Annotated in this window: 24 protein-coding genes and 1 other RNA gene; 14 read left to right on the top strand and 11 right to left on the bottom strand. The window is 68.8% G+C overall.

Annotated elements, in window-relative coordinates:
• Positions 1-10 precede the first annotated feature (10 nt).
• The 4 genes from LV780_RS02240 to LV780_RS02255 all read right to left on the bottom strand — a co-directional run bounded on the left by LV780_RS02240 (position 11) and on the right by LV780_RS02255 (position 4,652).
• On the bottom strand, positions 11-700 hold the full coding sequence (locus tag LV780_RS02240; RefSeq protein ID WP_011907565.1) for an adenylate kinase: 690 nt from the start codon (positions 698-700) through the stop codon (positions 11-13).
• Between the two features lie 3 nt (positions 701-703).
• Positions 704-2,665 (bottom strand): acetate--CoA ligase, encoded by a 1,962-nt coding sequence (gene acs / locus LV780_RS02245; RefSeq protein ID WP_108221592.1) that lies wholly within the window; start codon positions 2,663-2,665, stop codon positions 704-706.
• Between the two features lie 92 nt (positions 2,666-2,757).
• Entirely contained in the window at positions 2,758-2,979 is a 222-nt protein-coding gene (locus tag LV780_RS02250; protein WP_233863871.1) for a hypothetical protein, read from the bottom strand.
• A gap of 38 nt (positions 2,980-3,017) precedes the next feature.
• A complete protein-coding gene (locus LV780_RS02255; protein ID WP_180325084.1) occupies positions 3,018-4,652 on the bottom strand; it encodes a SulP family inorganic anion transporter in 1,635 nt (544 codons plus the stop codon).
• 71 nt (positions 4,653-4,723) lie between these two features.
• Here LV780_RS02255 and LV780_RS02260 point away from each other — a divergent pair, with 71 nt between their 5' ends.
• From LV780_RS02260 to LV780_RS02275, 4 genes are all read left to right on the top strand, one after another.
• Complete coding sequence (locus LV780_RS02260) at positions 4,724-5,218, top strand: HugZ family pyridoxamine 5'-phosphate oxidase (protein WP_181318526.1); 495 nt, start codon at positions 4,724-4,726, stop codon at positions 5,216-5,218.
• Positions 5,219-5,275: 57 nt separating this feature from the next.
• Positions 5,276-6,322: a HesA/MoeB/ThiF family protein gene (locus LV780_RS02265; protein WP_108221588.1), complete on the top strand. Its 1,047-nt coding sequence runs from the start codon at positions 5,276-5,278 to the stop codon at positions 6,320-6,322.
• Positions 6,323-6,390: 68 nt separating this feature from the next.
• Positions 6,391-8,409 (top strand): M3 family metallopeptidase, encoded by a 2,019-nt coding sequence (locus LV780_RS02270; RefSeq protein WP_108221586.1) that lies wholly within the window; start codon positions 6,391-6,393, stop codon positions 8,407-8,409.
• A gap of 75 nt (positions 8,410-8,484) precedes the next feature.
• Positions 8,485-9,003, top strand: coding sequence for a lipocalin family protein (locus tag LV780_RS02275; protein WP_108221584.1), 519 nt, complete (start codon positions 8,485-8,487; stop codon positions 9,001-9,003).
• A gap of 240 nt (positions 9,004-9,243) precedes the next feature.
• Here LV780_RS02275 and LV780_RS02280 read toward each other — a convergent pair whose 3' ends face one another.
• Positions 9,244-9,864: a ribonuclease T2 family protein gene (locus tag LV780_RS02280; protein ID WP_108221582.1), complete on the bottom strand. Its 621-nt coding sequence runs from the start codon at positions 9,862-9,864 to the stop codon at positions 9,244-9,246.
• A 121-nt stretch (positions 9,865-9,985) separates the two neighbouring features.
• Between LV780_RS02280 and LV780_RS02285 the strand changes: the two genes are divergently transcribed.
• Positions 9,986-10,747 carry a DUF1013 domain-containing protein gene (locus LV780_RS02285; RefSeq protein WP_011907573.1) on the top strand — a complete coding sequence of 254 codons (762 nt, stop codon included), beginning with the start codon at positions 9,986-9,988 and terminating at the stop codon, positions 10,745-10,747.
• Between the two features lie 197 nt (positions 10,748-10,944).
• Positions 10,945-12,165: an OpgC domain-containing protein gene (gene opgC / locus LV780_RS02290; protein ID WP_108221580.1), complete on the top strand. Its 1,221-nt coding sequence runs from the start codon at positions 10,945-10,947 to the stop codon at positions 12,163-12,165.
• A gap of 64 nt (positions 12,166-12,229) precedes the next feature.
• Here opgC and recR read toward each other — a convergent pair whose 3' ends face one another.
• The 4 genes from recR to ffs all read right to left on the bottom strand — a co-directional run bounded on the left by recR (position 12,230) and on the right by ffs (position 15,237).
• The gene (gene recR, locus LV780_RS02295) at positions 12,230-12,829 is read right to left on the bottom strand and encodes a recombination mediator RecR (protein ID WP_011907575.1); all 600 of its coding nucleotides are present in this window, start codon (positions 12,827-12,829) and stop codon (positions 12,230-12,232) included.
• Position 12,830: 1 nt separating this feature from the next.
• A complete protein-coding gene (locus LV780_RS02300; protein WP_011907576.1) occupies positions 12,831-13,175 on the bottom strand; it encodes a YbaB/EbfC family nucleoid-associated protein in 345 nt (114 codons plus the stop codon).
• A 12-nt stretch (positions 13,176-13,187) separates the two neighbouring features.
• Positions 13,188-14,936: a DNA polymerase III subunit gamma/tau gene (locus LV780_RS02305; protein WP_108221578.1), complete on the bottom strand. Its 1,749-nt coding sequence runs from the start codon at positions 14,934-14,936 to the stop codon at positions 13,188-13,190.
• Between the two features lie 202 nt (positions 14,937-15,138).
• Positions 15,139-15,237: signal recognition particle sRNA small type (ffs, locus tag LV780_RS02310), an RNA gene on the bottom strand.
• A 187-nt stretch (positions 15,238-15,424) separates the two neighbouring features.
• On the opposite strand from ffs, the gene nudC reads away from it, so the two are divergent.
• Positions 15,425-16,378, top strand: a complete 954-nt coding sequence (gene nudC, locus LV780_RS02315) for an NAD(+) diphosphatase (protein WP_101342193.1) — start codon at positions 15,425-15,427, stop codon at positions 16,376-16,378.
• A gap of 36 nt (positions 16,379-16,414) precedes the next feature.
• The gene (locus LV780_RS02320; RefSeq protein WP_181318525.1) at positions 16,415-16,897 is read left to right on the top strand and encodes an SRPBCC family protein; all 483 of its coding nucleotides are present in this window, start codon (positions 16,415-16,417) and stop codon (positions 16,895-16,897) included.
• 30 nt (positions 16,898-16,927) lie between these two features.
• Here the strand turns inward: LV780_RS02320 and LV780_RS02325 are convergent, their stop codons facing one another.
• A complete protein-coding gene (locus LV780_RS02325) occupies positions 16,928-17,761 on the bottom strand; it encodes a prephenate dehydratase (protein WP_108221575.1) in 834 nt (277 codons plus the stop codon).
• Positions 17,762-17,881: 120 nt separating this feature from the next.
• On the opposite strand from LV780_RS02325, the gene LV780_RS02330 reads away from it, so the two are divergent.
• From LV780_RS02330 to LV780_RS02355, 6 genes are all read left to right on the top strand, one after another.
• Positions 17,882-18,409 carry a c-type cytochrome gene (locus LV780_RS02330; RefSeq protein WP_011907581.1) on the top strand — a complete coding sequence of 176 codons (528 nt, stop codon included), beginning with the start codon at positions 17,882-17,884 and terminating at the stop codon, positions 18,407-18,409.
• Between the two features lie 181 nt (positions 18,410-18,590).
• Positions 18,591-20,522 (top strand): extracellular solute-binding protein, encoded by a 1,932-nt coding sequence (locus LV780_RS02335; RefSeq protein WP_108221573.1) that lies wholly within the window; start codon positions 18,591-18,593, stop codon positions 20,520-20,522.
• 15 nt (positions 20,523-20,537) lie between these two features.
• Positions 20,538-21,626, top strand: coding sequence for a microcin C ABC transporter permease YejB (locus LV780_RS02340; RefSeq protein WP_011907583.1), 1,089 nt, complete (start codon positions 20,538-20,540; stop codon positions 21,624-21,626).
• A 1-nt stretch (position 21,627) separates the two neighbouring features.
• Positions 21,628-22,734: an ABC transporter permease gene (locus LV780_RS02345; RefSeq protein WP_011907584.1), complete on the top strand. Its 1,107-nt coding sequence runs from the start codon at positions 21,628-21,630 to the stop codon at positions 22,732-22,734.
• Positions 22,731-24,332, top strand: a complete 1,602-nt coding sequence (locus LV780_RS02350) for an ABC transporter ATP-binding protein (RefSeq protein WP_108221571.1) — start codon at positions 22,731-22,733, stop codon at positions 24,330-24,332. The genes LV780_RS02345 and LV780_RS02350 overlap by 4 nt, the downstream gene beginning before the upstream one ends.
• 6 nt (positions 24,333-24,338) lie before the next feature.
• Complete coding sequence (locus LV780_RS02355) at positions 24,339-25,562, top strand: glycosyltransferase family 4 protein (protein WP_108221569.1); 1,224 nt, start codon at positions 24,339-24,341, stop codon at positions 25,560-25,562.
• A gap of 21 nt (positions 25,563-25,583) precedes the next feature.
• On the opposite strand, the gene hemN is transcribed toward LV780_RS02355, so the two are convergent.
• Complete coding sequence (gene hemN, locus LV780_RS02360; RefSeq protein WP_108221567.1) at positions 25,584-26,936, bottom strand: oxygen-independent coproporphyrinogen III oxidase; 1,353 nt, start codon at positions 26,934-26,936, stop codon at positions 25,584-25,586.
• Positions 26,937-26,961: the final 25 nt, after the last annotated feature.

The raw sequence follows: 26,961 nt of genomic DNA on the forward strand, positions 1-26,961 counted from the left end.
GCTGGCCTCTTCACGCGGATACGCGATCCACGATCCGGCCGAGGGACCGGGCGATCTCGTCGATGGCTCCCATCGCGTCGATCCGCTCCAGCACGCCGCAGCCGTCGTAGTAGGCGATCAGCGGCGCCGTCTGCGCATGGTAGGCGGCAAGCCGCGCTCCCACGGTTTCGGCGTTGTCGTCGGGGCGGCGCCTGAAATCCGTCCCTCCGCACTTGTCGCAGGTTCCTGCCACGGCAGCCTGCTTGAAGTGGTCGTGATAGCCCTCGCCGCAGGCCGCGCAGGTGAAGCGGCCCGAGACACGCTCGACCATGGCCGCGTCATCCACCTCGAGGCTGATGGCGGCCGTCACCCTTTGGCCCGTGCGTCCGAGAAGCCCGTCGAGGGCCGCAGCCTGCCCCGCGGTGCGGGGAAAGCCGTCAAGGATGATGCCGCGCGCCACATCCGGCTGGGCCATCCGCTCGGCAAGGATCTCGAGCACGATCTCGTCGGACACGAGGCCGCCGGCCTCCATCACCGCCTTGGCGGCCATGCCCGCGGGCGTGCCTGCGGCCACCGCCGCGCGCAAGAGATCCCCCGTCGAGAGCTGGACGAGGCCGAAGCGCTCCTCCAGCATCCGCGCCTGCGTGCCCTTGCCCGCGCCCGGAGGCCCGAGCAGGATCAGCACGGCCGGACGGGTGGTCGTTTCGGTCCCGTCCTGCATCGCTCAGCCCCGGTTCTTGCGGTTGGAGATCAGGTCGTCCACCACCGACGGATCGGCGAGCGTCGTGGTGTCGCCGAGCGAGCCGAAGTCGTTCTCGGCGATCTTGCGCAGGATGCGGCGCATGATCTTGCCCGAGCGGGTCTTGGGCAGGCCCGGCGCCCACTGGATGATGTCGGGCGAGGCGATCGGGCCGATCTCGGTCCGCACCCACTTCACCAGGTCCTTGCGCAGCTCCTCGGAGGGCTCCACGCCGTTCATCAGCGTGACATAGGCGTAGATGCCCTGGCCCTTGATGTCGTGCGGATAGCCCACCACCGCGGCCTCGGCGACCTGGGCATGGGCCACGAGGGCCGATTCCACCTCGGCCGTGCCCATCCGGTGGCCCGAGACGTTGATCACGTCATCGACCCGCCCGGTGACCCAGTAGTAGCCATCCGCATCGCGGCGGCAGCCGTCGCCGGTGAAGTAGTAGCCCTTGTACTGCGAGAAATAGGCCTCTTCGAACCGCTCGTGGTCGCCCCAGAGCGTGCGCATCTGCCCCGGCCAGCTGTCGGCGATGCAAAGGACACCCTCGGTCGCCGTTTCGGTCAGCTCGTGCCCGTCGGTCGGGTCCAGCACCACCGGCTTCACCCCGAAGAAGGGCTTCGAGGCCGCGCCCGGCTTGACCGGAGTCGCGCCCGGCAGCGGCGTGATCATGTGGCCGCCGGTCTCGGTCTGCCAGAAGGTATCGACGATCGGGCAGCGGCCCTTGCCGACATGGGTGTTGTACCAGCTCCAGGCTTCCGGGTTGATCGGCTCGCCGACCGAGCCGAGCAGCTTCAGCGACGACAGGTCGTATTTCTCGACCCACTCCGGCCCGAGGCCCATCAGCGAGCGGATCGCCGTCGGCGCGGTGTAGAACTGGTTGACCTTGTGCTTCTCGCAGACCGCCCAGAAGCGGCCGGCGTCCGGGTAGGTCGGCACGCCCTCGAACATCAGCGTGGTGGCGCCGTTCGCGAGCGGACCATAGACGATGTAGCTGTGGCCGGTGACCCAGCCCACATCCGCCGTGCACCAGAAGACGTCGCCGTCATGGTAGTCGAACGTCATCTGGTGGGTCATCGCCGCGTAGGTCAGATACCCGCCCGAGGTGTGGACGACGCCCTTCGGCTTGCCGGTCGAGCCCGAGGTGTAGAGGATGAAGAGCGGATCCTCGGCGCCGACTTCCTCGATCGGGCAGTCGGGCGAGGCCTGCGCCATCATCGCCTTCACATCGACGTCGCGGCCGTCCATCCAGTGGATCTGGTCGCCGGTGTGCTTGACCACCAGGCAGCGCACCCGGTCCGAGCAGTGCAGCAGCGCGGCGTCGGTGTTGGACTTCAGCGGCGTGCGCCGCCCGCCGCGCGGCGCGGTGTCGGCGGTGATCACCACCTTGGCCTGGCAGTCGTTGATCCGGTTCGCCAGCGCGTCCGGCGAGAAGCCCGCGAAGACGACGGAATGGATCGCGCCGATCCGCGCGCAGGCCAGCATCGCGTAGGCCGCCTCGGGGATCATCGGCAGATACATCACCACGCGGTCGCCCTTGCGCACGCCCTGGCTGACCAGCACGTTCGCCATGCGGCAGACCTGATCGTGCAGCTCCTGGTAGCTGATGTGCTGGGCCGGCTGGTTCGGATCATCCGGCTCCCAGATGATCGCGGTCTGGCTGGCGCGGGTCGCCAGATGGCGGTCGATGCAGTTCCAGGCGACGTTCAGCGTGCCGTCCTCGAACCACTTGATCGAGACCTCGCCCAGCTTGAAGTTCGTGTTCTTGACCTTGGTGTAGGGCTTGATCCAGTCGAGCCGCTTGCCCTGCTCGCCCCAGTAGGCCTCGGGATCGGACACGGATGCAGCATACATCCGCTCGTAGCCGGCGGCATCGACATGCGCCTGCGCAATGAAATCTGCCGAGGCGGAATAGACCGCATTCGTCTGAGCGTGATCCATGAAAGCTCCTCCAACATGCAGGCCTGGCGTGGCCCGCCACCCGGCCGCAACCGCGGCCACCCTCCTCCAATAGGCAGAGTGTAACGCATCAGTCAATTTTCGCGTAACTCTTTTTGAAGCTTGGATTTTTCTGTAATTTCCTTTACTGGTATATCCGAAAAGCTGTAAATCCTGAAAATTGACAAACTCATTTGCGCTTGTTTTTCAACGGCCTGCCCGCGGTCGGCTGACGCCGGGTCACGAGACCCCTTGCCAGACCATGCCTGCCGCGGCGCAAGCCCTGCCAACGGCCCGCGAGGCCGCAGCGGCACCATGCCGCTGCCCCATGCATCCACCGCGGAAAGCGATTCGCTCAGTTTGCGAGGAACTCGTCCACGCCCGCCACGTCCGGAAGGTAGCGCACCAGAGGCTCGCGCAGCCCCTGCGCCAGCAGCACGCGACGCACCTCGACATTGGCCCCGGTCAGGAAGAGCTGGCCGCCGCGGCGGTGCATCTTGTGGGCCAGAAGCTCGAAGGAGCGTGCCCCCGAACTGTCGATGAAGGGCACGTCGGTGAAGTCGAGCACGAAGGCGCGCGGGCGCTCGGCAAAGCGGTCAAGCGCCGAACCGAGCATGGCCGCCGCGCCGAAGAAGTAGGGGCCGCGCAGCCGGTAGATCACGCGCTCGGAGGTGAGGGCGCCCGATGGATCGGGCACCGGGGCCGGTTCGGCCGAGGCGCTTTCGGACATGCGGCGGATGAAGACGAGGCCACCCAGCGCAAAGCCCACGACGATCCCTTCGGTCAGGTCACGGAAGACGACGAGCAGGAAGGTGACCAGCACCACCATCGCATCCCCGCGCGAGGTCCGCAGGAGCGTCCAGAATTCCTCCTTCTCGAACATGTTCCACGCGACGACGGCCAGCAGCCCCGCAAGCGCCGCCAGCGGGATATAGGCGGCCAGGGGCGCGGCCAGCATCATGAACCCCAGCACGAAGAGGGCGCAGAGCATCCCCGAGACGGGGCTGCGCGAGCCCGCCCGCACGTTGGTGGCGGTCCGGGCGATGGTGCCGGTGACACAGAAGCCTCCGAAGACGGCCGAACCGACGTTGGCCCAGCCCTGTGCGATGAGTTCGGCATTGGGACGGTGCTGGGTGCCCGCCATCCCGTCCGCCACCACAGCCGACAGGAGCGACTCGATCGCGCCCAGCAGCGTGAAGCTCACCGCCCAGGGAAGCGCCGCGAGCACGGCCTCGGACCCGAGATCCGGCAGCGCGGGCATGGGAAGCATCGTGGGCAGCTCGCCGAAGCGGGTGCCGATCGTCTCGACCGGAAGGCCCAGCATCTCGACCGTGACCGAGGCCACGACGACCGCGATCAGCAGGCTCGGCAGGCGGGGCGCCAGCCGTTTCAGTGCCTCGATCATGGCGATGGTGCCCACGGCCACCGCAAGGGCCGGCGGCGTCAGCGTCCCGCGCGCGGCCCAGAGCACCTCGACCTTCTCGATCAGATCCGAAGGCTCGGGCCCGGCGAGGGTCAGGCCGAGCAGTTCCTTCATCTGGCTGGCCCCGATGATGACGGCGATGCCTGCCGTGAAGCCCACCGTCACCGGATAGGGGATGAAGCGGATGTAGCTGCCCATCCTCAGTGTGCCGAGCGCAATCAGCAGGAAGCCCGAGAGGAATGTGGCGAGGATCAGCCCCTCGATCCCGGTCTGCATGACGCAGGCCGCCACGAGCACGATGAACGCCCCGGCGGGTCCGCCGATCTGGAATCGGCTGCCCCCCAGGGCCGAGACGAGGAAGCCCCCCACGATCGCCGTGTAAAGCCCGCGCTCGGGGCCGACACCCGACGCGATGGCGATGGCCGTCGAGAGCGGCAGCGCCACGATGGCCACCGTCAGCCCGGCCAGCGCGTCGGCCCTGAGGTCGCGCAGCCCGTAGCCCTCGCGCAGCACCGTCACGATCTTCGGCAAGAAATGATCCCAGAAGGTGAGGGTTGTGTCGCGCATCGCATACCTGTACCGCTTGGCATCAAGAGCGGAACGTCCGCTTTCCTGCTTGTCAAGCCTCGGCGCGGATGATGCCCGTTCCCACAGACCCTCTGCTTGCGGCCGATGACGACGCCCGCGTGCTGGCGCGGACGCTTCTGTCGAGGGCCCGCCACGCCTCGCTGGCCGTGACCGATGCGCAGAGCCACACGCCCGGCATCAGCCTGATCGCCTTCGGCCTTGACCCCGACGGGGCGCCGCTGACGCTGGTCTCGGGCCTTGCGCCGCACATGGCGGCCCTGAGGGCGCATCCCGAGGCGGCCGTGATGGTGGGAAGTCCCGGCGCGAAGGGCGACCCTCTGACGCATCCGCGCCTGATGATCCGCGTCCGGGCCGAACTGATCCCCCGGGGCACGCCCGAACATGGCGAATTGCGGACGCACTGGCTCGGCCTGCATCCCAAGGCAAAGCTCTATGTGGATTTCGCCGATTTCGCCTTCGCCCGCCTGACGCCCGTCTCGGCGATCCTGAACGGCGGCTTCGGCCGCGCCTGGCGCATGGGCCCCGATGATCTGCGCCCGGCCTGAGGCGCGCCGTGCGGCCGGGGAGGGCGGCCGGGGAGGCTCGGGTCCGGGGAGGATGCGATGCTTGCGCTGATCCTGTTCGCGGCGGGTCTCTGGGGCCTGGCCTGGTTCCTCGGGATGCCAGTCAGGCTGCGGCTGCTGGCCCTGTCTGTCCTGTGGCTCGCCGTGGTGCTCGCGCATCTGCTTCTGCCCGAGGCGCATCCGTTCCGTCAGGCGACCGGCGGCGGGCCCGAGCCCTGGCTGGTCATCGGCGGCCTCGCGGCCCTGGTGCTGGGCTACCGGCTGGGCCTCGGGGCGCTGCGGCGGCGCGCGCGCGGGGCCGAGGCGCCACCTGCGCCGGGGCTCTTCCGCCCGGCCGAGCTGGAACGCTACGCCCGCCACATCATGCTGCGCGAGGTGGGTGGACCGGGACAGAAGCGGCTCAAGGAGGCGCGCGTGCTGGTGATCGGCGCCGGCGGCCTCGGCTCGCCCGCGCTGCTCTATCTGGCGGCGGCGGGCGTGGGCACGGTGGGCGTGATCGACGCCGACCGGGTCGAGGCCTCGAACCTTCAGCGGCAGGTGATCCACACCGATGCGCGGATCGGCTGGCCCAAGGTCCGATCGGCGGCCGAGGCGATGCGCGCGCTCAATCCCTTCGTCGAGGTCCGGCCCTACGAGCGGCGCCTGACCGAGGAGAATGCAGCGGCCCTGTTCGCCGATTACGACCTGATCCTCGACGGGACGGACAATTTCGACACGCGCTACCTGGCCAACCGCATGGCCGTGGCGGCGGAGAAGCCGCTGATCTCGGGCGCCATCACGCAATGGGAGGGGCAGGTCAGCCTCTATGACCCGGCGCGCGGCGGACCCTGCTTCCAATGCACCTTCCCCGAGCGGCCGGCACCGGGCCTTGTGCCCAGTTGCGCCGAGGCGGGGGTGATCGCACCGCTGCCGGGGGTGGTGGGCTCGATCATGGCGGTCGAGGCGATCAAGCATCTGACCGGCGCGGGCGCGACCCTGCGCGGGGCGCTGCTGATCCACGATGCGCTCTGGGGCGAGACGCGGCGGATCGCGCTGAAACCTCGTGCAGGCTGCCCGGTCTGCGGCGGCCGAGGCGGCGCCGGCTGACGGTCGCGCCCGAGGGGATGGACGGCGACGGGTCGCCGCCCTAGCCTTGAGGGCGAAGGAGACCCGCCATGACCCATCCGCTGCTTGCGCCCTGGACCACGCCATTCGCCCTGCCTCCCTTCGCCGAGATCCGCGACGAGCAGTTCGGTCCGGCCTTCGAGGCGGGACTTGCCGAGGCGCGCGCCAACATCCGCGCCATCGCCGACAATCCCGAAGCGCCGAGCCTTGCCAACACGATCGAGGCGCTTGAGTTGGCCCAGGAGACGCTCGACCGGGTGGCGGACGTCTTCTACAACCTCGCTGGGGCCGACAGCAACGCGGCGCGTGAGGCGCTCCAGCGCGAGCTGGCGCCGAGGATGTCGGCCTTCTCCTCCGAGGTGGTGACCAACCGCCCGCTCTTCCAGCGGATCGAGACGCTCTGGCAGCAGCGCGACGGGCTCGGCCTCACCCCCGAACAGGAGCGGGTGCTGATGCTCTACCGGCGGATGTTCGTGCGCTCGGGCGCTCGGCTCGAGGGGGCCGAGGCCGAGCGGCTGACCGAGGTCAAGGCGCGGCTGGCGGTGCTGGGCACTACGTTCGCGCAGAACCTGCTGGCCGATGAGCGCGAGTGGATGATGCCGCTGGCCGAAGAGGATCTGGAGGGGCTGCCGGAGTTCGTGGTCGAGACCGCCCGCGCGGCGGGCGCCGAACGCGGGGCCGAAGGGCCGGTCGTCACACTCAACCGCTCGCTGATCGTGCCCTTCCTGCAATTCTCGCCGCGGCGCGAGCTGCGCCGGCGCGCCTATGAGGCCTGGGTTTCGCGGGGGGCCAACGGCAACGCCACCGACAATCGCGCCGTGGCGGCCGAGATCCTGGCGCTGCGCGAGGAGCGGGCGAAGCTCCTCGGCTATCCGGGCTTTGCGGCCTACAAGCTCGAGACCGAAATGGCCAAGACCCCCGACGCGGTGCGAGAGCTTCTGCTGCGCGTCTGGGAGCCCGCCAAGGCGCGGGCCGAGGCGGACGGGGCCGTGCTCGAGGCGATGATGCACCGCGACGGGATCAACGGCGATCTCGAGCCCTGGGACTGGCGCTACTATTCCGAGAAGCGCCGCGCGGCCGAGTTCGACCTCGACGAGGCGGCGCTGAAACCCTACCTGCCGCTCGAGCGGATGATCGAGGCGGCCTTCGACTGCGCCCACCGCCTCTTCGGGCTGGAGTTCCGGCCGCTCGACGTGCCGCTCTACCACCCGGATGTGCGCGCCTGGGAGGTGACGCGCGAGGGCCGGCACATGGCGGTCTTCCTCGGCGACTGGTTCGCGCGCGCCTCGAAACGCTCCGGCGCCTGGTGCTCGACCATGCGGGGGCAGCGCAAGCTTGGCGGCGAGGTGCGGCCCATCGTGGTCAATGTCTGCAACTTCGCCAAGGGCGAGCCGGCGCTGCTGTCGTGGGACGATGCGCGCACGCTCTTTCACGAGTTCGGCCACGCGCTGCACCAGATGCTCTCGGACGTGACCTACGGCTACATCTCGGGCACCTCGGTCGCGCGCGATTTCGTCGAACTGCCGAGCCAGCTTTACGAACATTGGCTCGAGGTGCCCGAGGTGCTGGAACGGCACGCGCGCCACTGGCAGACGGACGAGCCGATGCCGGCCGAGATGCGGGAACGGCTGCTCGCCGCCTCGACCTACGATCAGGGCTTTGCGACCGTCGAGTTCATCTCTTCGGCCATGGTGGATCTGGCGTTCCACGAGGGTGAGGCCCCGGCCGATCCGATGGCGCGGCAGGCCGAGGTGCTCGAGAGCCTCGGAATGCCCCGGGCAATCCGGATGCGCCACGCGACGCCGCACTTTGCGCATGTCTTCACTGGCGACGGCTATTCCGCGGGCTACTACAGTTACATGTGGTCCGAGGTGATGGATGCGGACGCCTTCGCCGCCTTCGAGGAGGCGGGGGGCGCCTTCAGCCCCGAGATGGCACGGCGGCTCGAGCGGCATGTGCTGTCGGCCGGCGGGTCGGATGAGGCAGAGGCGCTCTACACCGCCTTCCGCGGCCGGATGCCGGGGGTGGAGGCGCTGCTTCGCGGCCGCGGACTGCTCGACGCCGCCTGAGGCGGCAGCACAGAACGGGTTGCGGCCGCCGACAGCCGCACCCTGCAATGCGGCAACTGGACAAGGGAGTTCCGGATGAAAGGCCTGGCCCTTATCGCTCTACTCGCACTGGCGGCCTGCGAGCGGCATGTGCCCTCGGATCGCTGGCTGGGGGCGCCCTTCTTCCTCGATCCGACGGTGCAGCCCGCCGACATCGCGGGCCTGTGGTATGAGGTGGCGAGCTATCCCGCGCCCTTCCAGCAGGGCTGTCGCCGGACGACCGCGGAATACCGCCCGCTGCCGGACGGGACCCTCGCCCTCACCAACCGCTGCGAGGTGAACGGCATGGTGCGCCAGATCTCGGGCACGGCGCGGGTGGTGGCACCGGGCAGACTGACGGTGGACCTGCGGGGCGTGCCCTTCGGGGGCGACTACTGGATCCTCGGTCAGTCGCGCGACGGGCGGACGCTGGTCGTCGGCACACCGACGCGCATCGCCGGATGGGTGCTGCACCGCGACAGGCAGATCGGGCCCGAGGAACTGCGCGCGGCCCGCGACCTCTTCGAGCGGAGCGGCTATGACGCCGCTTCACTCCAGCGCACGGACCAGCGCTGAGACGGCGCCGCCCGGACCGGCAGGCGGAGCCGCCCTCGGGGGCATCGAACCCCCTCGGGCGGCGCTGCCGCGGAAGGAGGCCCGTGCGCCGACAGACGGTGACCGCGAACGCCCGGATACCCACGCTGCCCGGATATCCCGAGAGCACCCTCGCTACAGCCTGCCGCCGCTGCGGCTTTCACTCTGGTCCAAATATCCCGGGGGTCCGGGGGCAGCGCCCCCGGCCGCCGGCTCCGGTCGCTACGGCCGGTCCATCATCGCAACCGGCAGACGGCAGTCCCTCCGCGTGTCCGGCGCGCAGTCACGGAACGCGAGGTCCTTCGTCAGGCAGATCCGCACCTCCTGCACATGGCCGCCTTCGCAGGTGATCGTGATCCCGTCGGGCATCAGCCCCGGGTTGGCCTCGGTGAAAGCCTCCTCGAGCACGCGCGGCGGCAGCGAGATGTCCTCCTCCAGCCGTCGCAGCGGCTCGGGCACGGTGACGCGGGCGAAGGCCTCGCGCATGAGGGCGAAATAGTCCGTCGGCGGCAGATCCGCGCAGCGGCCATGCTTCTTCCACTGGTGCCAGGCGAGGCCCGGCGACATCAGGTCGGACATGGCATTCGTCTCGCGCCGCGAGGGGTCGCGCTCGACCGTGAGGCAATAGGCCGGCCAGCCTTCCTCGCGCTGCGGCCAGAGGCCATGCAGCACGAAGCCGCGGCCCCAGCTGCATTCCTCGGCTCCGCGGGCCTCGCCTTCCAGCGCACACCAGGTCGGCTCCCAGCTGAGGGCGAGGATGTAGTGGGTGAAGTCGCCCGCCCGGTCGTGATCGGCAAGGGCCGGTGCCGCGCCCAGTGCGAGCATGACAGCCAGGATGCGCATTTTTACTTCCCCTCGCTGCGGATCGGCAGTATATGCCAGCGTGAACTTCCCGAAAACGAGAAGACGCGGCCAGGCCGCAGCCGTTTTCCCGGCATGGTCAAGATTTGCAGAGGATCGTCCGATGAACAAGCCGCTGATGTCCAAGGCCACCGCGGTCTGGCTGATCGACAACACCACTCTCTCGTTCAGGCAGATCGCGGACTTCTGCGGCATGCACGAACTCGAGGTGCAGGGCATCGCCGACGGGGATGTGGCGACCGGGGTCAAGGGCTTCGACCCGGTGGCCAACAACCAGCTCGACCAGATCGAGATCCAGAAGGGCGAGAAGGACCCGCTCTACCGGCTGAAGCTGAAGTTCAACCCCGCCGCGGTGGGCGAGGAGAAGCGCCGCGGCCCGCGCTACACGCCGCTCTCCAAGCGGCAGGACCGGCCGGCGGCGATCCTGTGGCTTGTCAAGTTCCACCCCGAGCTTTCGGACGGCGCCATCGCCAAGCTTGTCGGCACCACCAAGCCCACCATCCAGTCGATCCGTGAGCGGACGCACTGGAACATCGGCTCGATCCAGCCGATCGACCCGGTGGCACTGGGTCTCTGCCGCCAGACCGAGCTTGACACGGCCGTGCAGCAGGCGGCCCGCCGCAAGGCCGCCGAGGGCGTGGTGATGAGCGATGACGAGCGCCGCAAGCTCGTCTCGACCGAGCAGTCGCTCTCGATGCCGGACGAGCCGCGGATGCCCTCGGGCCTGGCGGGGCTCGAGCAGTTCGGGCGCCCCGAAGAAGAAAAGCGGCCCGCGGATTTCTCGGACGCCGACTCCTTCTTCAATCTGCCGCACGGCGATGATGCGGACGAGGACGAGGACGAGGACGAGGATCCCCGCCGCTGACCGGCGACCGATCGCCGGCAGGGCGGCGCCGGACAATTTATGATTGATCTCACTCGTTCGATGGGTGAGGACTCGAACAGCCGCCTCGTGCGGCTGTTCGCTTTTGATCGTGCCGCATTGACGTCACATTCCCTTTTCCGCCTTGGGGGCTGCCGCCGGTCGAGCGCCGGGCAGTCGCCTCCCTTGCAGGACCGACCATGCCGACCAAGATTTCCCGAAGCTCGACACCGCGCATCAATGGCGTGGACGTCACCCGCTCCTTGGCGATCATGCTGGCGATGCTGAGCCACGCGCTGATCGAGTTTGATGTCTTCCAGATCTGGCAAGGCACCGCCGCCACCGTGACACGTTTTGCGATGCAGACGGCGCCGGTGACCTTCATCGGCCTCTTCGGCGCGATGCTCGAGATCGTCTATGCGCCGCGCTTTGCCAACGGCGGGGCCGCAGCTGCCACGCGGCAACTCTGGACGCGGGCGCTGCAATGCTACCTGCTCTATGCGCTGACCGTGTTTGCTTTGCATGTCTCGGGCGAGCAGTCGCTCGGCTATACGATCCGCTGCCTGCTGATGCTGGGCATCACGCCCTATGCCGATATCCTGAAGTTCTACGCGCTGGCGCTGCTGGCGGCGCCCCTCCTGCTGCGCCTGAGGATGCGGCACGGGCTGAAGGCGATCCTTCTGTTCGCGGTGGCGGTGCCGGCGGCCTATCCGCTGCTTTCGCAGATCCCCGAGCCGCCTCTCCTGCTGGGGCGCGATTATCTGCTGAAACCTGCGAGCTTCCTTTACGGAGGCACGAACGAGGCGGGCGGCCCGTCCGTGCTGCACGGGCTGGCGCTGGTTGCGGCCGGGATGCTCCTCGGTCGTGGGGTTCGGCTGCTGCTATCGTCTGACGTGCGCGAGCGGCGTCGGGGCGGCGTCATCCTCGGCCTGATGCTGGGCACCACGGCGGCGGCTTCGGCGCTCATGTGGAACTGGCACGCGCCCTTCGAGACCGTCGCGGCCATCGCCGACATGAGCCTGCGGAACGACAACCACCCGATCTATGCCACCATCGGCCTCACCGCGACCCTGCTCGAGGTGCTGCTTGCGATCCTGCTCTTTGACCGGCTCGGGCGGCGCTGGGGCAGCCCCTTGCTGTTCCTCGGGCGGACGAGCCTCTTTACCTTCGCCTTCGGCAACATCCTGCTCTATCTGGCGCCAGAGAGGGTTCCCGTGATCGGCGGCGGGCTGCCGCTTGCGCTGGTGGTCTTCGCGATCATGATGGGGCAGAGCTGGCTCTTCCTGCGGCTCATGACGCCGGTTGCCGCGGATGCGAGCCGGATCTGGCGGGCGGTTGCCACCCGCTTTCAGCGCCTCGTGCGCTGGATGCAGCGGCCGGTGGACGGGACGGTGTCGCGGCTCGTGCCGTCGAGGGGGTAGGGCAGGCGAGGGGCCGACCCGTCCGTGGGGGCGAGGGGGCGGCCGTCCGGCGGGGCGGCCGCCTTCAGAACCTCCGGCGCGCCCGAAGCGCCGCGCCGATGGTGCCGTCGTCGAGGTAATCCAGCTCGCCGCCGATGGGCACGCCCTGCGCCAGCGAAGTGACCTGCACGCCCGATGGTTCGAGCACGTCGGCGATGTAGTGGGCGGTCGTCTGCCCGTCCACGGTGGCATTGAGTGCGAGGATCACCTCTGAGATGCCTTCATCCCGGACCCTTTCGGCAAGGCGGGGAATGCGCAGCTCGTCCGGCCCCACCGAGTCGAGCGCCGAGAGCACGCCGCCCAGCACATGGTAGCGGCCGCGGAACACGCCCGCGCGTTCCAGCGCCCAGAGGTCGGCCACATCCTCGACCACGCAAAGCTCGCCCGTGGCGCGGCGGTCGTCTCGGCAGATGTCGCAGAGGTCGGCGCTGGTGATGTTGCCGCAGCGGGCGCAGTCGCGCGCCGTGGCCGCAACCTCGGCCATGGCCTGCGCCAGAGGGGCCATCACGGCCCCCCGTTTCTTCAGCATCACAAGCACGGCCCGGCGGGCCGAGCGCGGCCCGAGGCCCGGCAGGCGCGCCATCAGCTCGATCAGCCGCTCGATGTCGCCCGGGGCCTCGGCCATGTCAGAAGGGCAGCTTCATGCCCGGCGGCAGGCCGAGACCGTCGGTCAGCTTGCCCATTTCCTGCTTGGCCCGCTCGGAGGCCTTGGACTGCGCGTCCTTGATGGCGGCGAGGATCAGGTCCTCGACCACTTCCTTCTCCGAGGCCACGAAGATCGAGGGGTCGATCTCGAGACCCGTCAGCTCGCCCTTGGCGGTCGCCGTGGCGCGCACAAGGCCCGCACCGGACTCGCCCACGACGGTCATGCTGCCGAGATCCTCCTGCAGCTGCGCCATCTTCTCCTGGAATCCCTGCGCGGCCTTCATCATCTTGGCCATGTCGCCAAGACCGCCCAAACCCTTCAGCATTCGTTGCTCCTCTCAATTGTCCTCGAACGGGTCCCACTCATCCTCGACCTCGGGCAGAGCCTCGGCCGCGGCCTGTTCCTCGAGCTTGCGGATCTCGGCGATGCGCGCGCCCGGGAAGGCGGCCATCACCGCCTGGACGAGCGGGTTTTCCAGCGCCCGCGCCTCTTCTTCAAGGCGCCCCTTGTCGCGCTCTTCGGCGAGCGTCGGCGCGCCGCCGCCCGAGACGACCGAGACGCCCCAGCGCGCGCCGGTCCAGCCCTGGAGCCGCTGCGAGAGCCGGGCGGCCAGGTCGGGCGCGGCATCGGGCGCGGGCTCGAACTCGATCCGGCCGGGGGCGAAGCGGACGAGCCGCACGCCCGTCTCGACCTCGTAAAGCAGTTTCATGTCGCGCTTCTGCCGGATCAGCTCCACCATCTGGCCAAAGCTCTGACAGAGGACGGCGCCCGGCGCGAGCGCCATGGCGGTGGCGGCGCCCGAGGCTTGCGGCGCAGGGGCGGCGGTGCGCGGCGCGGCGGCCTGCATCCGCGCCATCGGCGCCGCGGCCGGCGCTCCCGCCGGCATGCCCCCACCACCGCCCCCCGGGCCCGAAGGCCGCGGCTCGGACTGGAGCCTGCGGATCAGCGCCTCGGGGTCGGGCAGGTCCGCGACATGGGTCAGGCGGATCACCGCCATCTCGGCCGCCATCATGGCGTTCGGGGCCAGCGAGACCTCCTCGATGGCCTTCAGCAGCATCTGCCACATGCGGGTGAGCACCCGCATCGGCAGCCGCTCGGCCATCTCGAGGCCGCGCGTGCGTTCGTCGGGCGGCGTGGTCGGATCGTCGGCGGCGTCCGGGCTGATCTTGATGATCGAGATCCAGTGCGTGATCTCGGCCAGATCGCGCAGGACGGCCATGGGATCGGCCCCGTCGGCATACTGGCCCGAAAGCTCGGCCAGCGCCCCCGCCGCATCGCCCTTCATCACCAGATCGAAGAGGTCGAGCACCCGGCCCCGGTCGGCGAGGCCCAGCATCGCCCGCACCTCGTCGGCCGTGGTCTCGCCCGCGCCGTGCGCGATGGCCTGATCCATCAGGCTCATCGCGTCGCGCACCGATCCCTCGGCCGCGCGGGTGATCAGCGCGAGCGCGTCGGCCGTAAGCCGCGCGCCTTCCTTGTCGGCCACCTTCGCCAGATGCGCGATCATCACCTCGGGCTCGATCCGCTTCAGGTCGAACCGCTGGCAGCGCGACAGCACCGTGACCGGCACCTTGCGGATCTCGGTGGTGGCGAAGATGAACTTCACATGGGCGGGCGGCTCCTCGAGCGTCTTGAGCAGCGCGTTGAACGCGCTGGTCGAGAGCATGTGGACCTCGTCGATGATGTAGATCTTGTAGCGCGCCGAGGCCGCGCGATAATGCACCGAATCGATGATTTCGCGGATGTCGCCCACGCCGGTGCGCGAGGCCGCGTCCATCTCCAGGACATCGACGTGCCGGCCCTCGGCGATCGAGCGGCAGGCTTCGCAGGCCCCGCAGGGTTCGGTGGTCGGTCCGCCGTCTCCGTCGGGGCCGACGCAGTTCAGCCCCTTGGCGATGATCCGCGCGGTGGTGGTCTTGCCCACGCCCCGCACGCCGGTCATCACGAAGGCATGGGCGATCCGGTCGGCCGCGAAGGCGTTCTTCAGCGTGCGCACCATCGCATCCTGCCCGATCAGGTCGGCGAAGGTCTGCGGACGGTATTTGCGGGCAAGGACCTGGTAGCCTTGCTCGGGTGTGTCGGACATCGGGCCTCGGCGGATTCGGGGACGGAGCGAGATTAGGGCCGCAAACGCGCAACGTCCACCCGAAGGGGCCCGCCGCCGCGCCGTGGAGCGGATCGCGTCGGATCGCAAGCCACCGTCATTCTGACACGGGAAACGGCCATGTGACGAGGGCCGACGCGCCAGCGCCGCCCCGGAGGCACCCTGTAGTCACGAACGTGCGGAAAGGTGAGAGGCTGGACATCGACCCAGACGGGGCTCGTTACGGCTGCTTCCTTCCGGACCTGACCGGGTTGGCGAGGCGCCTGCCCGCGCCAACCTCTCGCGGCCGATATAGGCCGGGCCGTCCGCATTTGCAAGCGCCCCGGGGACGCAGGGTGGCTCGAGGCTCATGCGCCGCGCTGCTCTCGCGGCGGCCCGGCCGCAAGGCGCCTCCGGGCCCCTTGGCCGGGCGGGCGCGGCGTGGCATGACGGCCGACGGGTGGCGGGGGCGCCGGCTGTGGGAGGGCGGAATGCGCATCGCGGAAACGGTGACCTTCGGAGGCTCGGGACTGGATCGGGCAGGGCGGCTGAGGGGGGATGCCGAGGGGCTGGCGGGTCTGCTCAAGGCCGGGCGGATCCTGCCGGTCTGGCGAGGCCGCCCGCTCTGCGCGGATGGCGGGCACCTGGGCTGGCTCGAGGCCGGCCATCCGGCGTTGGCCGGCGCCGATGCGCCGGTCTTTCTGGGGCTCGACGGAGACCTGCCCCGCTTTGCCGCCGACATCTCGCACTGGTCGGCCGAAGCGGGGGCCGAGGCGGTTCAGGCGGGCTTCTTCGATCCTTCGTTCCAGACCCATCCGGCGCTGCCCGGGGCCCTGGGCTTCGGCGAGCTGCGCGGGGTCATGCTGCGGCTCTCGCCCCGCGAGGCAGAGCTTGCGGCGACGGCCAAGGCGCTGGTCCAGTGGCACCGGAGCCACCGCTTCTGCTCGGCCTGCGGGGCGCCCTCGGCGCCCACCGAGGGCGGCTGGCACCGCCGCTGCACCGTCTGCGCGGCGCAGCATTTTCCGCGGACGGATCCGGTGGTCATCATGCTCGTGACCCACGGAAACCGCGCGCTGATCGGCCGCTCGCCCGGCTGGCCCGAGGGCGTCCATTCCTGTCTCGCGGGCTTTGTCGAGCCGGGCGAGACGATCGAGGCCGCCGTGCGCCGCGAGGTGCTGGAGGAGGCGGGCGTGACCGTCGGCCCCGTGCGCTACCTCGCAAGCCAGCCCTGGCCCTTTCCGGCGTCGCTGATGATGGGCTGCCACGGGATCGCCCTCACGGAGGAGATCACCCTCGACCCGGCCGAACTCGAGCAGGCCTGCTGGGTCTCACGCGAGGAGATGCTGACAGTGATGGCCGGGCGCCATCCCGCGATCAAGCCGGCGCGCGAGGGCTCGATCGCGCATTTCCTCATCGCCAACTGGCTTGCGGACCGGCTGGATTGAGGCCAGAAGGCGCCGGAACGCGAAAGGGGACGGATGATGCGGCTGAGCGCGAAGGAAGTCGTCGAGGCTCCGATAGATTTCGTATGGGGGCAGCTTTCGGATTTCACCCTCTGGGAGCGGACGGCGCTCAGGCGCGGGGTCGAGATGCAGCGGCTCGACGGTGCGCCGACCGAAGGGCCGGGCATGGCCTGGCTGATCCGCTTCGGATTTCAGGGCAAGCCGCGCGAGGTGGACATGCGCCTCGCCGGGGCCGAGCCGGGCCAGCGCCTGCTGTTCGAGGCCATCGGACACTCCATGAAGGCCGACCTGATGCTCGATCTCCATGAGGTCGCCCTGCGTCGGACGCGGGTGACGGTGGTCTCGGAGGTCCGGCCCCTGTCGATGACCGCGCGGGTCTTCATCCAGTCGCTGCGGCTTGCGCGGGGCAAGCTGCAGGAGAAGTACGACAGGCGCATCGCGGGCCTTGCCGCCGACATCGAGGATCGCTGGAAGGCGCGCCGCAGCGACACGCAGGGCTGAACCGAAAGGCCGCGTGCCCCGATGCTCGGGTCAGCCCCGCCCCGGATCGGCGGGATAGACGCCGAGGATTTCGGACTGGCTGGTGAAGAAGCGCAACTCCTCGAGCGCAAGCGCCACGTTCGCATCCTCGGGATGGCCCTCGATGTCGGCGTAGAACTCGGTCGCCGTGAAGGATCCGCCGACCATGTAGCTCTCGAGCTTGGTCATGTTCACCCCGTTGGTGGCAAAGCCGCCGAGCGCCTTGTAGAGCGCGGCCGGGATGTTGCGCACGCGGAAGGTGAAGGTCGTGACCATCTTGCCGGGGCCGCGCCGGCTCCAGTCGGCCTCGCGCGACATGACGAGGAACCGGGTGGTGTTGTTGGACTGGTCCTCGATGTGGCGCGCGATCACGTCGAGGCCATAGATCTCGCCCGCAAGCTCGGAGGCGAGGGCCGCGAGCGCGGGGTCGTTCTTCTCGGCCACCAGCCGCGCCGAACCTGCCGTGTCGGCGCCGGTCACCGGGCGGAGCCCGTGGTCGCGCAGGAAGGTTCGGCACTGGCCCAGCAGCACCGTATGGCTCATGGCGCGCTCGATCCGCCCGACGGGCGTGCCGCGCACCGCCAGCAGGTTGATATGGACCCGCACGAACGCCTCGTCCACGATCCGCAGGCCAGAGCCCGGCAGCAGCGTGTGGATGTCGGCGACCCGGCCGTAGGTCGAGTTCTCGACCGGCAGCATCGCCAGATCGGCTTCGCCCGCGCGGACCATCTCGATCGCATCCTCGAAGGTGCGGCAGGGGACGGCCTCCATCCCGGGCCGGGCCTGCCGGCAGGCTTGGTGCGAATAGGCTCCGGGTTCCCCCTGGAAAGCGATTCGGCCGGTCATGACTAGGGTCTCCGCGATCAAAAACAGGTTGTCCCCGCGTCCGGCGGCGCTACTACACCTTGAAAGGATCGGGAAGAAGCGGATACATGTCCCGCGGACCCAAATCGAGGTAAATGCGACATGTTCGACACGATGACCCTGACGAAGGCGGTCGGCGCCGGGTGCGGCGCGCTCCTGGTATTCCTGCTCGGATCCTGGGCGGCCACCGGGCTCTACACCACCGGCGGGGGTCATGGCGAGGATGCCGTGCAGGCCTATGTGATCGAGACGGGCGGAGGCGGGGCGGCCGAGGAAGAGCCCGATGCCGAGGCCGTGCCCTTCGCCGAGCTGGTGGCCGCGGCCGATCCGGCGGCCGGTCAGAAGGTCTATGCGAAATGCGCAGCCTGCCACAAGCTCGACGGGTCGAACGCCACCGGCCCGCATCTCGACGGGATCATCGATCGCGCGGTGGCGGGTGTTGACGGCTTTGCCTATTCGGACGCGATGGTGGCCCACGCGGCCGATGCGCCGGCCTGGACAGTCGAGGAACTCGGCGCCTTCGTTCAGAACCCCCGGAGCCATGTGCCCGGCACCAAGATGACCTTCGCGGGCCTGCCGAAAGAGCAGGACCGGGCGGATGTCGTGGCCTATCTCGCCTCGCTTCAGTAACGCACGGCCCACGCCCTGCGGCAGGCCGCCCACCGGGCGGCCTTTTTGCTGTCGGGGCCGGCTCTTGCAGCCCCTGTCACGCAATCGCAACTTGAGGCCGCTGCGGGTTGCACCGTAGCATGGTCCACCGCAGGGCCGCTCGAGGTCCAGGGGCGGAACGGAACGGGGCAGGGAGAACGGTATGGGTGGAGTCGCGGCGCGCACGGCGCAGGGCAGGGTCGCAACCTCGAGACTTCCCGACGTGCAGTCATGGCTTCTGGGGGGGCTTGGCCTTCTGATCGTCACGGCCGCGGCGCTTCCGGTCCGCGCGCAGGAGGCTGAGACGATCATCCGCTCGCATGGCATCTCGACCTTCGGCGAACTGAAATACCCGGCCGATTTCACGCATCTCGCCTATGTGAACCCCGACGCGCCCAAGGGGGGCGAGATCTCGGAGTGGACCTTCGGCGGGTTCGATTCGATGAACCCCTACTCGGTGAAGGGCCGGGCCGCCGCGCTCTCGTCGATCATGTACGAATCGATCCTCACCGGCACTGCCGACGAGATCGGCGCCTCCTATTGCCTGCTTTGCGAGACGCTGGAATATCCCGAGGATCGCAGCTGGGTGATCTTCAACCTGCGCCCCGAGGCGAAGTTCTCGGACGGAACGCCGGTGACGGCCGAGGATGTGGTCTTTTCCTACGAGACCTTCGTCACCAAGGGGCTGACCGATTTCCGCACCGTCTTTGCCCAGCAGGTCGAAAGCGCCGAGGCGCTCGACAGTCACCGGGTCAGGTTCACCTTCAAGCCGGGCATCCCCACCCGCGACCTGCCGCAGGACGTGGGCGGCCTGCCGGTCCTGTCCAAGGCCCAGTACGAGCGCGAGGGGCTGGATCTGGAGGAGGGCAGCCTCAAGCCCTTCCTCGGCTCGGGGCCCTATGTGCTCGACCGGATGAACGTGGGCCAGACGGTCGTCTATCGCCGCAATCCCGACTACTGGGGCAATGATCTGCCGATCAACCGCGGGCGGGGCAATTTCGACACGATCCGCATTGAATATTACGCCGATTACAACGCGGCCTTCGAGGGCTTCAAGGGCGGCAGCTACACCTTCCGCAACGAGGCCTCCTCGATCCTCTGGGCCACGGGCTACGACTTTCCTTCGGTCAACGACGGCCATGTGACGAAGGTCGAACTGCCCTCGGGCGCCAAGGCCACCGGGCAGGGCTGGATGATGAACCTGCGCCGCGAGAAGTTCCAGGACCCCCGCGTGCGCGAGGCGCTGGGCCTGATGTTCAACTTCGAATGGTCCAACGCGACGCTGTTCTACGGCCTCTATACCCGCGTCGATTCCTTCTGGGAAAACAGCTACCTAGAGGCCGAGGGCCCGCCGTCCGAGGCCGAGGTGGCGCTGATGAAGCCGCTGGTGGACGAGGGGCTGCTGCCCGAGTCGATCCTGACGGACCCTCCCGTCAGCCCCGCCGGATCGGGCGACCGGCAACTCGACCGTGGCAACCTGCGCGCGGCGAGCCGGCTTCTGGACGAGGCCGGCTGGGCGGTGGGCGCCGACGGCCTGCGCCGCAACGCCAGCGGCGAGGTGCTGCGGATCGAGTTCCTGAACGACAGCCAGACCTTCGACCGCGTCATCAACCCGTTCATCGAGAACCTGCGGGCGCTCGGTATCGACGCGCTGATGACGCGGGTGGACAACGCCCAGATGGAAAGCCGCACCCGGCCGCCGAGCTACGATTTCGACATCACCACCGGGAACGCGCGCACGAACTACATCTCCGGCTCGGAACTCAAGCAGTATTACGGGTCGGAAACCGCCGATGTCTCCAGCTTCAACATGATGGGGCTCAAGAGCCCGGCGGTGGACCGGATGATCGAGATGGTGCTGGCGGCCGAGACCTCGGACGAGCTCGAGGTGGCGACCAAGGCGCTGGATCGTGTGCTGCGGCTTCAGCGGTTCTGGGTGCCGCAATGGTACAAGGCCAGCCACACCGTCGCCTATTACGACATGTACGAGCATCCCGAGGAACTTCCGCCCTATGCGCTGGGAGAGCTGGACTTCTGGTGGTTCAACCCCGACAAGGCCGAGGCCTTGCGCGCGGCGGGCGCGCTGAGACGCTAAGGGGTCGCATCCCAAATGGGAGCCTACATCCTCCGGCGGTTGCTGCTGATCGTGCCGACGCTGTTCGGCATCATGGTCATCAACTTCGCCCTGACGCAGTTCGTGCCCGGCGGCCCGATCGAGCAGGTGCTCGCGCGGCTGGAAGGGCAGGGCGACGTGTTCCAGACCGTGGCCGGCGGAGGCGACGCCGGCACCACGAGCACGCCCACCATGCAGGCCGACGAACGCTATGTCGGCTCGCGCGGGCTTCCGCCCGAGTTCATCGCCCAGCTCGAGAAGCAGTTCGGCTTCGACAAGCCGCCGCTGGAACGCTTCCTCGACATGATGTGGAACTACATGCGCTTCGACTTCGGCGAGAGCTACTTCCGCTCGATCTCGGTCGTGGACCTGGTGCTGGAGAAGATGCCCGTCTCGATCACGCTGGGGCTGTGGTCCACGCTGATCGCCTATCTGGTCTCGATCCCGCTGGGCATCCGCAAGGCGGTGCGCGACGGCACCAGCTTCGACACCTGGACCAGCGGCGCCATCATCGTGGCCTATGCGATTCCGGGCTTCCTGTTCGCGATCCTTCTGCTGGTGCTGTTTGCCGGCGGCTCCTACTGGCAGTGGTTCCCGCTGCGCGGGCTGACATCCGACAACTGGGAGAGCCTGTCGCTCTGGGGCAAGATCGTGGACTACTTCTGGCACATCACGCTGCCGGTGGTGGCCTCGACCATCTCGGCCTTCGCCACGCTGACGCTGCTGACGAAGAACTCGTTCCTCGAGGAGATCCGCAAGCAATATGTGATGACGGCGCGGGCCAAGGGCCTGACCGAGGGTCGGGTGCTCTACGGCCATGTCTTCCGCAACGCCATGCTGATCGTGATCGCCTCCTTCCCGTCGGTCTTCGTGTCGGTCTTCTTCGGCGGCAGCCTCATCATCGAGACGATCTTCTCGCTCGACGGGTTGGGGCGGCTGGGATTCGAGGCGGCGGTGGCGCGCGATTATCCGGTGATCTTCGGCACGCTTTTCGTCTTCGGCCTGCTGGGGCTGCTGATGGGGATCCTGTCGGACCTGATGTATGTCTGGATCGACCCGCGGATCGACTTCGGGACGCGGGGCTGAGATGGCGCTCTCCCCGCTCAACCAACGCCGCTGGCGCAACTTCAAGGCCAACCGGCGCGCCTACTGGTCGCTGTTCATCTTCTCGATCCTGTTCGGCCTGTCGCTGTTCGCCGAGATCATCGCCAACGACAAGCCGCTGCTGGTCAGCTATCGCGGCAGCCTCTACACGCCCATCACCCATTTCTACCCCGAGACCGTCTTCGGCGGCGACTTCCAGACCGAGGCCGCCTATCGCGACCCCGAGGTGCGCTGCCTGATCCGCTCGGGCGGGCTGGAGGCCTGCCTCGACGATCCCGAGGCGGTGGAGGCCCAGATCGACACGGGCAGCGTCGATGGCGAGCCGATCGAGGCGGGCTGGCTGCTCTGGCCACCGATCCCCTACAGCTATGACACGATCAACGACATCGGCCGCGCCGCGCCCTCGTCGCCCGACGCCAACCACTGGCTCGGCACCGACGACACGGCGCGCGACGTGCTGGCCCGCGTGATCTACGGCTTCCGCCTGTCGGTGGCCTTCGCGCTGATCGTGACCTTCCTGACCTCGGTCATCGGGATCGCGGCGGGTGCGGTGCAGGGCTATTTCGGCGGCCTGACCGACCTGATCTTTCAGCGGATCATTGAACTCTGGGGCTCGACCCCCTCGCTTTACATCATCATCATCGTGGCCGCGATCTGGCAGATGGACTTCTGGCTGCTGGTGGGGCTGATGGTTCTGTTCGGCTGGACGAGCCTGATCGGCGTCGTCCGGGCCGAATTCCTGCGCGCGCGCAACTTCGAATATGTGCGGGCGGCGCGGGCGCTGGGCGTGTCCGATCTGGTCATCATGTTCCGCCATGTGCTGCCGAATGCGATGGTGGCCACGCTGACCATGCTGCCCTTCATCATCACCGGCACGATCGGCAGCCTCGCCGCGCTGGACTTCCTCGGCTTCGGGCTGCCCTCGTCGGCGCCGTCGCTGGGGGAACTCACGCTGCAGGCCAAGCAGAACCTGCAGGCGCCGTGGCTGGGCTTCACCGCCTTCTTCGCCTTCGCGATCATGCTGTCGCTGATGGTCTTCATCTTCGAGGGCGTGCGCGACGCCTTCGACCCGCGAAAGACCTTCCGATGAGCGTTCTCGAGGTGAAAGAGCTGACCGTCCGCTTCCGGCAGGACGGCCGCGTGGTCGAGGCTGTCAAGCGCGTCAGCTTCTCGGTCGGGCGCGGCGAGACGGTGGCGCTGGTGGGGGAAAGCGGCTCGGGCAAGTCGGTGACGGCGCTGTCCACCGTGTCGCTTCTGCCCGACAGCGCCGAGGTCTCGGGGTCCGTCCGCTATGGCGAGCGCGAGATGGTGGGCGCGCCGGAACCCGCGCTGCGCAAGGTGCGCGGCAACGACATCAGCTTCATCTTCCAGGAGCCGATGACCTCGCTGAACCCGCTGCACACGATCGAGCGGCAGATCGGTGAGAGCCTCGCCCTGCATCAGGGCCTGACCGGCGAGAAGGCGCGGGCGCGCATCCTCGACCTGCTGGTGAAGGTGGGCATCCGCGAGCCCGAAAGCCGGCTGGGCGCCTATCCGCACCAGCTGTCGGGCGGGCAGCGGCAGCGGGTGATGATCGCGATGGCGCTGGCCAACGGCCCCGACCTGCTGGTCGCGGACGAGCCGACCACCGCGCTCGACGTGACGATCCAGGCGCAGATCCTCGACCTTCTGGCCGAACTGAAGGCGAAGGAAGGCCTGAGCCTTCTGTTCATCACCCACGATCTCGGCGTGGTGCGGCGCATTGCCGATCGGGTCTGCGTCATGCAGGGCGGCGAGATCGTCGAGCAGGGGCCGGCGGCGCAGATCTTCGCGGCGCCGCAGCATCCCTACACGCAGAAGCTGCTGGCGGCCGAGCCGAAGGGCCGGCCCGATCCGGTGCCGGCCGGCGCGGCCGAGATCGTGCGCACCCGCGACCTGCGCATCTGGTTCCCGATCCAGCGCGGCATCCTGCGGCGCACCGTCGGCCATGTGAAGGCGGTCAACGCCGCCAGCCTCTCGATCCGCGAGGGCGAGACGCTGGGCGTGGTGGGCGAGAGCGGCTCGGGCAAGACGACGCTGGCGCTTGCACTTCTGCGGCTGATCGAGTCGCAGGGGCCGATCACCTTCCTCGGGCAGGAGATCCAGTCGCGCCGGGCGCGGGCGCTGCGCGAGATCCGGCGCGACATGCAGATCGTGTTCCAGGATCCCTATGGCAGCCTGTCGCCACGCATGACGGTCGAGCAGATCATCGCCGAGGGGCTGGGCGTGCATGGCGTGGAGAAGGGCCGCGACCGCCGCGACATGGTGGCCGAGATCATGACCGAGGTCGGCCTCGACCCCGCCGCGATGGGCCGCTACCCGCACGAATTCTCGGGCGGGCAGCGCCAGCGCATCGCCATCGCCCGGGCGATGATCCTGCGCCCGAAGTTCGTGGTGCTGGACGAGCCCACAAGCGCGCTCGACATGACCGTGCAGGTCCAGATCGTGGATCTTCTGCGCGCGCTGCAGCGCAAGTGGGGGCTGGCCTATCTGTTCATCAGCCACGACCTGAGGGTGGTGCGGGCCTTGTCGCACAAGGTTCTGGTCATGAAGGACGGCGATGTTGTGGAGGCCGGCGAGGGCGACGAGGTCTTCGAGCGGCCCAAGACCGACTACACCCGCACCCTGCTGGCCGCCGCCTTCGGAGGGCCGGTGCGCCAGCCCGCCTGAGGCGCCATGAAGATCCTGTTCGTCCACCAGAACTTTCCCGGCCAGTTCCTGCATCTCGCACCCGAGCTTGCGCGCCGCGGGCACGAGTGTCTGGCCCTGACCGATGCGACCAACGGGCGCGAGGCGCCCATCCCCGTGCTGCGCTATCGCCACGCGACCCCCGTCCCAGATCCGCAGGCGACGCGGCTGGGGCGGAATTTCACGCAGATGAGCGATCGGGGCGTGACCGTGGCGCGCGCGGCGCTGCAGCTGCGCGACCAGAAGGGCTACAGGCCCGATGTCATCTTCGGTCACTCCGGCTGGGGCGAGACGCTGTTCCTGAAGGAAGTCTGGCCCGAGGCGAAGCTGCTGATCTATGCCGAGTTCTACTATCGCGGGATCGGGCAGGATGTGGGCTTCGATCCCGAGTTCGACCGGCACGCCTTTGACGCGGTGATGATCGCGCAGGGCAGGGCGGCGCATCTGGGGCAGGCGCTGCTGCACGCTGACGCCGGGCTGTCACCGACGCAGTGGCAGGCCTCGACCTATCCCGCGGCGCTGCGGCGGCAGATCGAGGTCATTCACGACGGGGTGGATACCCTCTCGATGGCGCCCGACCCCGGCGCATCCTTCGCGCTGCCGGACGGGCGTGTGCTCCGCCCCGGCGATGAGGTGCTGACCTTCGTCAACCGCAACCTCGAACCCTACCGCGGCTATCATATCTTCCTGCGCGCCCTGCCCGAGGTTCTCTCGGCACGCCCCCAGGCGCAGGTGGTGCTGGTGGGCGGCGAGGGCGTGAGCTACGGCCCCGCACCGGCGACGGGCAGCTGGAAGCAGCGTTTCCTCGACGAGGCGGGCGGCGGGCTCGATCTCTCGCGCGTGCATTTCATGGGCCGCGTGCCTTACGACCGGTTCAGGGCGCTGATGCAGGTCAGCCGGGCCCATGCCTATCTGACCTATCCGTTCGTCCTCTCCTGGTCGATGCTCGAGGCGATGTCGGCGGGCGCGCTGGTGATCGGCTCGCGCACCGCGCCGGTCGAAGAGGTGATCGAGGACGGGCGAAACGGGTTGCTGGTCGATTTCTTCGACGTGCCGGGCTGGTCGCGCGCCATGATCCTTGCCCTGGCCGAGCCCGAGCGGTTCCGGCCGCTGCGCGAGGCCGCGCGCGACACGATCCTCGGCCGCTACGACCTGCGCACGGTCTGCCTGCCGCGGCTGGTGGAGTTTGTCGAGCGGCGCCGTCCGGCGTGAAGGGTCGACGTCGAGGCGGGTTCAGACCGTGTCCGGCCGCCTGCGGCTCTGGTCGTAGGCGTCGAAGGTGCGGGCGATCATGCGGGTGAGGGGGCGGCCCTCGTCGGTGATCTCGAGCCCGTGGCCCGTGATCTCGACCATGCCGGGGAAGGCGGCCGCGCAGCTGCGGAACAGGGCCTCGAGCCGCTCGGGCGTGATGGCGAACCGGGCGAGGATCTGGGCGCGGCTGATGCGGAAATCGCAGAGAAGCTGCTCGATCATCCGCCCGCGCAGCCGGTCCTCGTCGGTCAGCGCGTGGCCGCGGCTGGTCGAGAACCGCCCGGACCGGATCGCGCGGAGGTGATCGGAGGTGCTGGGCGCGTTCTGGGTGAAGCCCTGTGGAAAGCGGGATATGGCCGAGGCCCCGATCCCGATCAGCGTCTCGGCCCGGTCATCGGTGTAGCCCGCGAACGAGCGGCGCAGCCGGCCGCAGGCGCGGGCGTGGGCCAGAGGATCGCCGGCGCGGGCGAACCTGTCGAGGCCGACGGGCTGGTAGCCGTCCCACAGGATCAGGTCGCGCGCGGTCTCGAACAGGCCCAGACGCTCTTCCGGGCGGGGGATGGCGGCCGTGGGGATCATCAGCTGCCGCCGCGAGATCGCGGGCACATGAGCGTAGCCCAGCACCGCCACCCGATCGGGCGAAAGCGCCAGCAGCTTCTGCACCGTGGCCGCGATGCCCTGCGGGGTCTGGTGCGGCAGACCGTAGAGCATGTCGATGTCGAGCCCCTCGAGCCCGCAGGCGCGCAGATCCTCGGTGAGGCGCCGGGTCAGGTCATGGCCCTGTTCGCGGCCGATGGCCTTCTGGATCATCGGGTCGAAATCCTGCACGCCGATCGAGACGCGGTTCATGCCGGCCTCGAAGAGCGCATCGAGCCGGGCGGCGTCGATCTCGTTCGGATCGACCTCGACCGAGAACTCGGTCTCGGGCCCGTAGGGCAGGGCGTCGCGAATCGCCAGCACCAGTTCGCGGATCAGGTCGGGCGGCAGGAGCGTGGGGGTGCCTCCGCCCCAGTGCATCCGCGACAGGCGCACCCCCGGCGCGAGCCGCGCGTGGATCAGGGCGATCTCGGACTTGAGGGCTGCGGCATAAGCGCGCACCGGGGCGTCAGAGCTCGTGCCCTGCGTGCGGCAGGCGCAAAACCAGCACAACCGGCGGCAGAAGGGGACGTGCAGGTACAAGGACACTGAACTTCCGGCAGGAATGGACGAGATCCATCCCGCATGAAGCTGTTGCGTCACCCCTTCGCCAAAGTGGGGGGCGGTCGGGTAGCTCGTGTAGCGTGGAACCCGCGCGTCAAAGAGCCCGAGTTTTGCAAGATGAGAAACCGACTCCATCGGCTTTCGCTAGGTGCGAAAGTCG

The sequence above is a fragment of the Cereibacter azotoformans genome (genome assembly GCF_021391315.1).
Taxonomy (GTDB): Bacteria; Pseudomonadota; Alphaproteobacteria; order Rhodobacterales; family Rhodobacteraceae; genus Cereibacter_A; species Cereibacter_A azotoformans.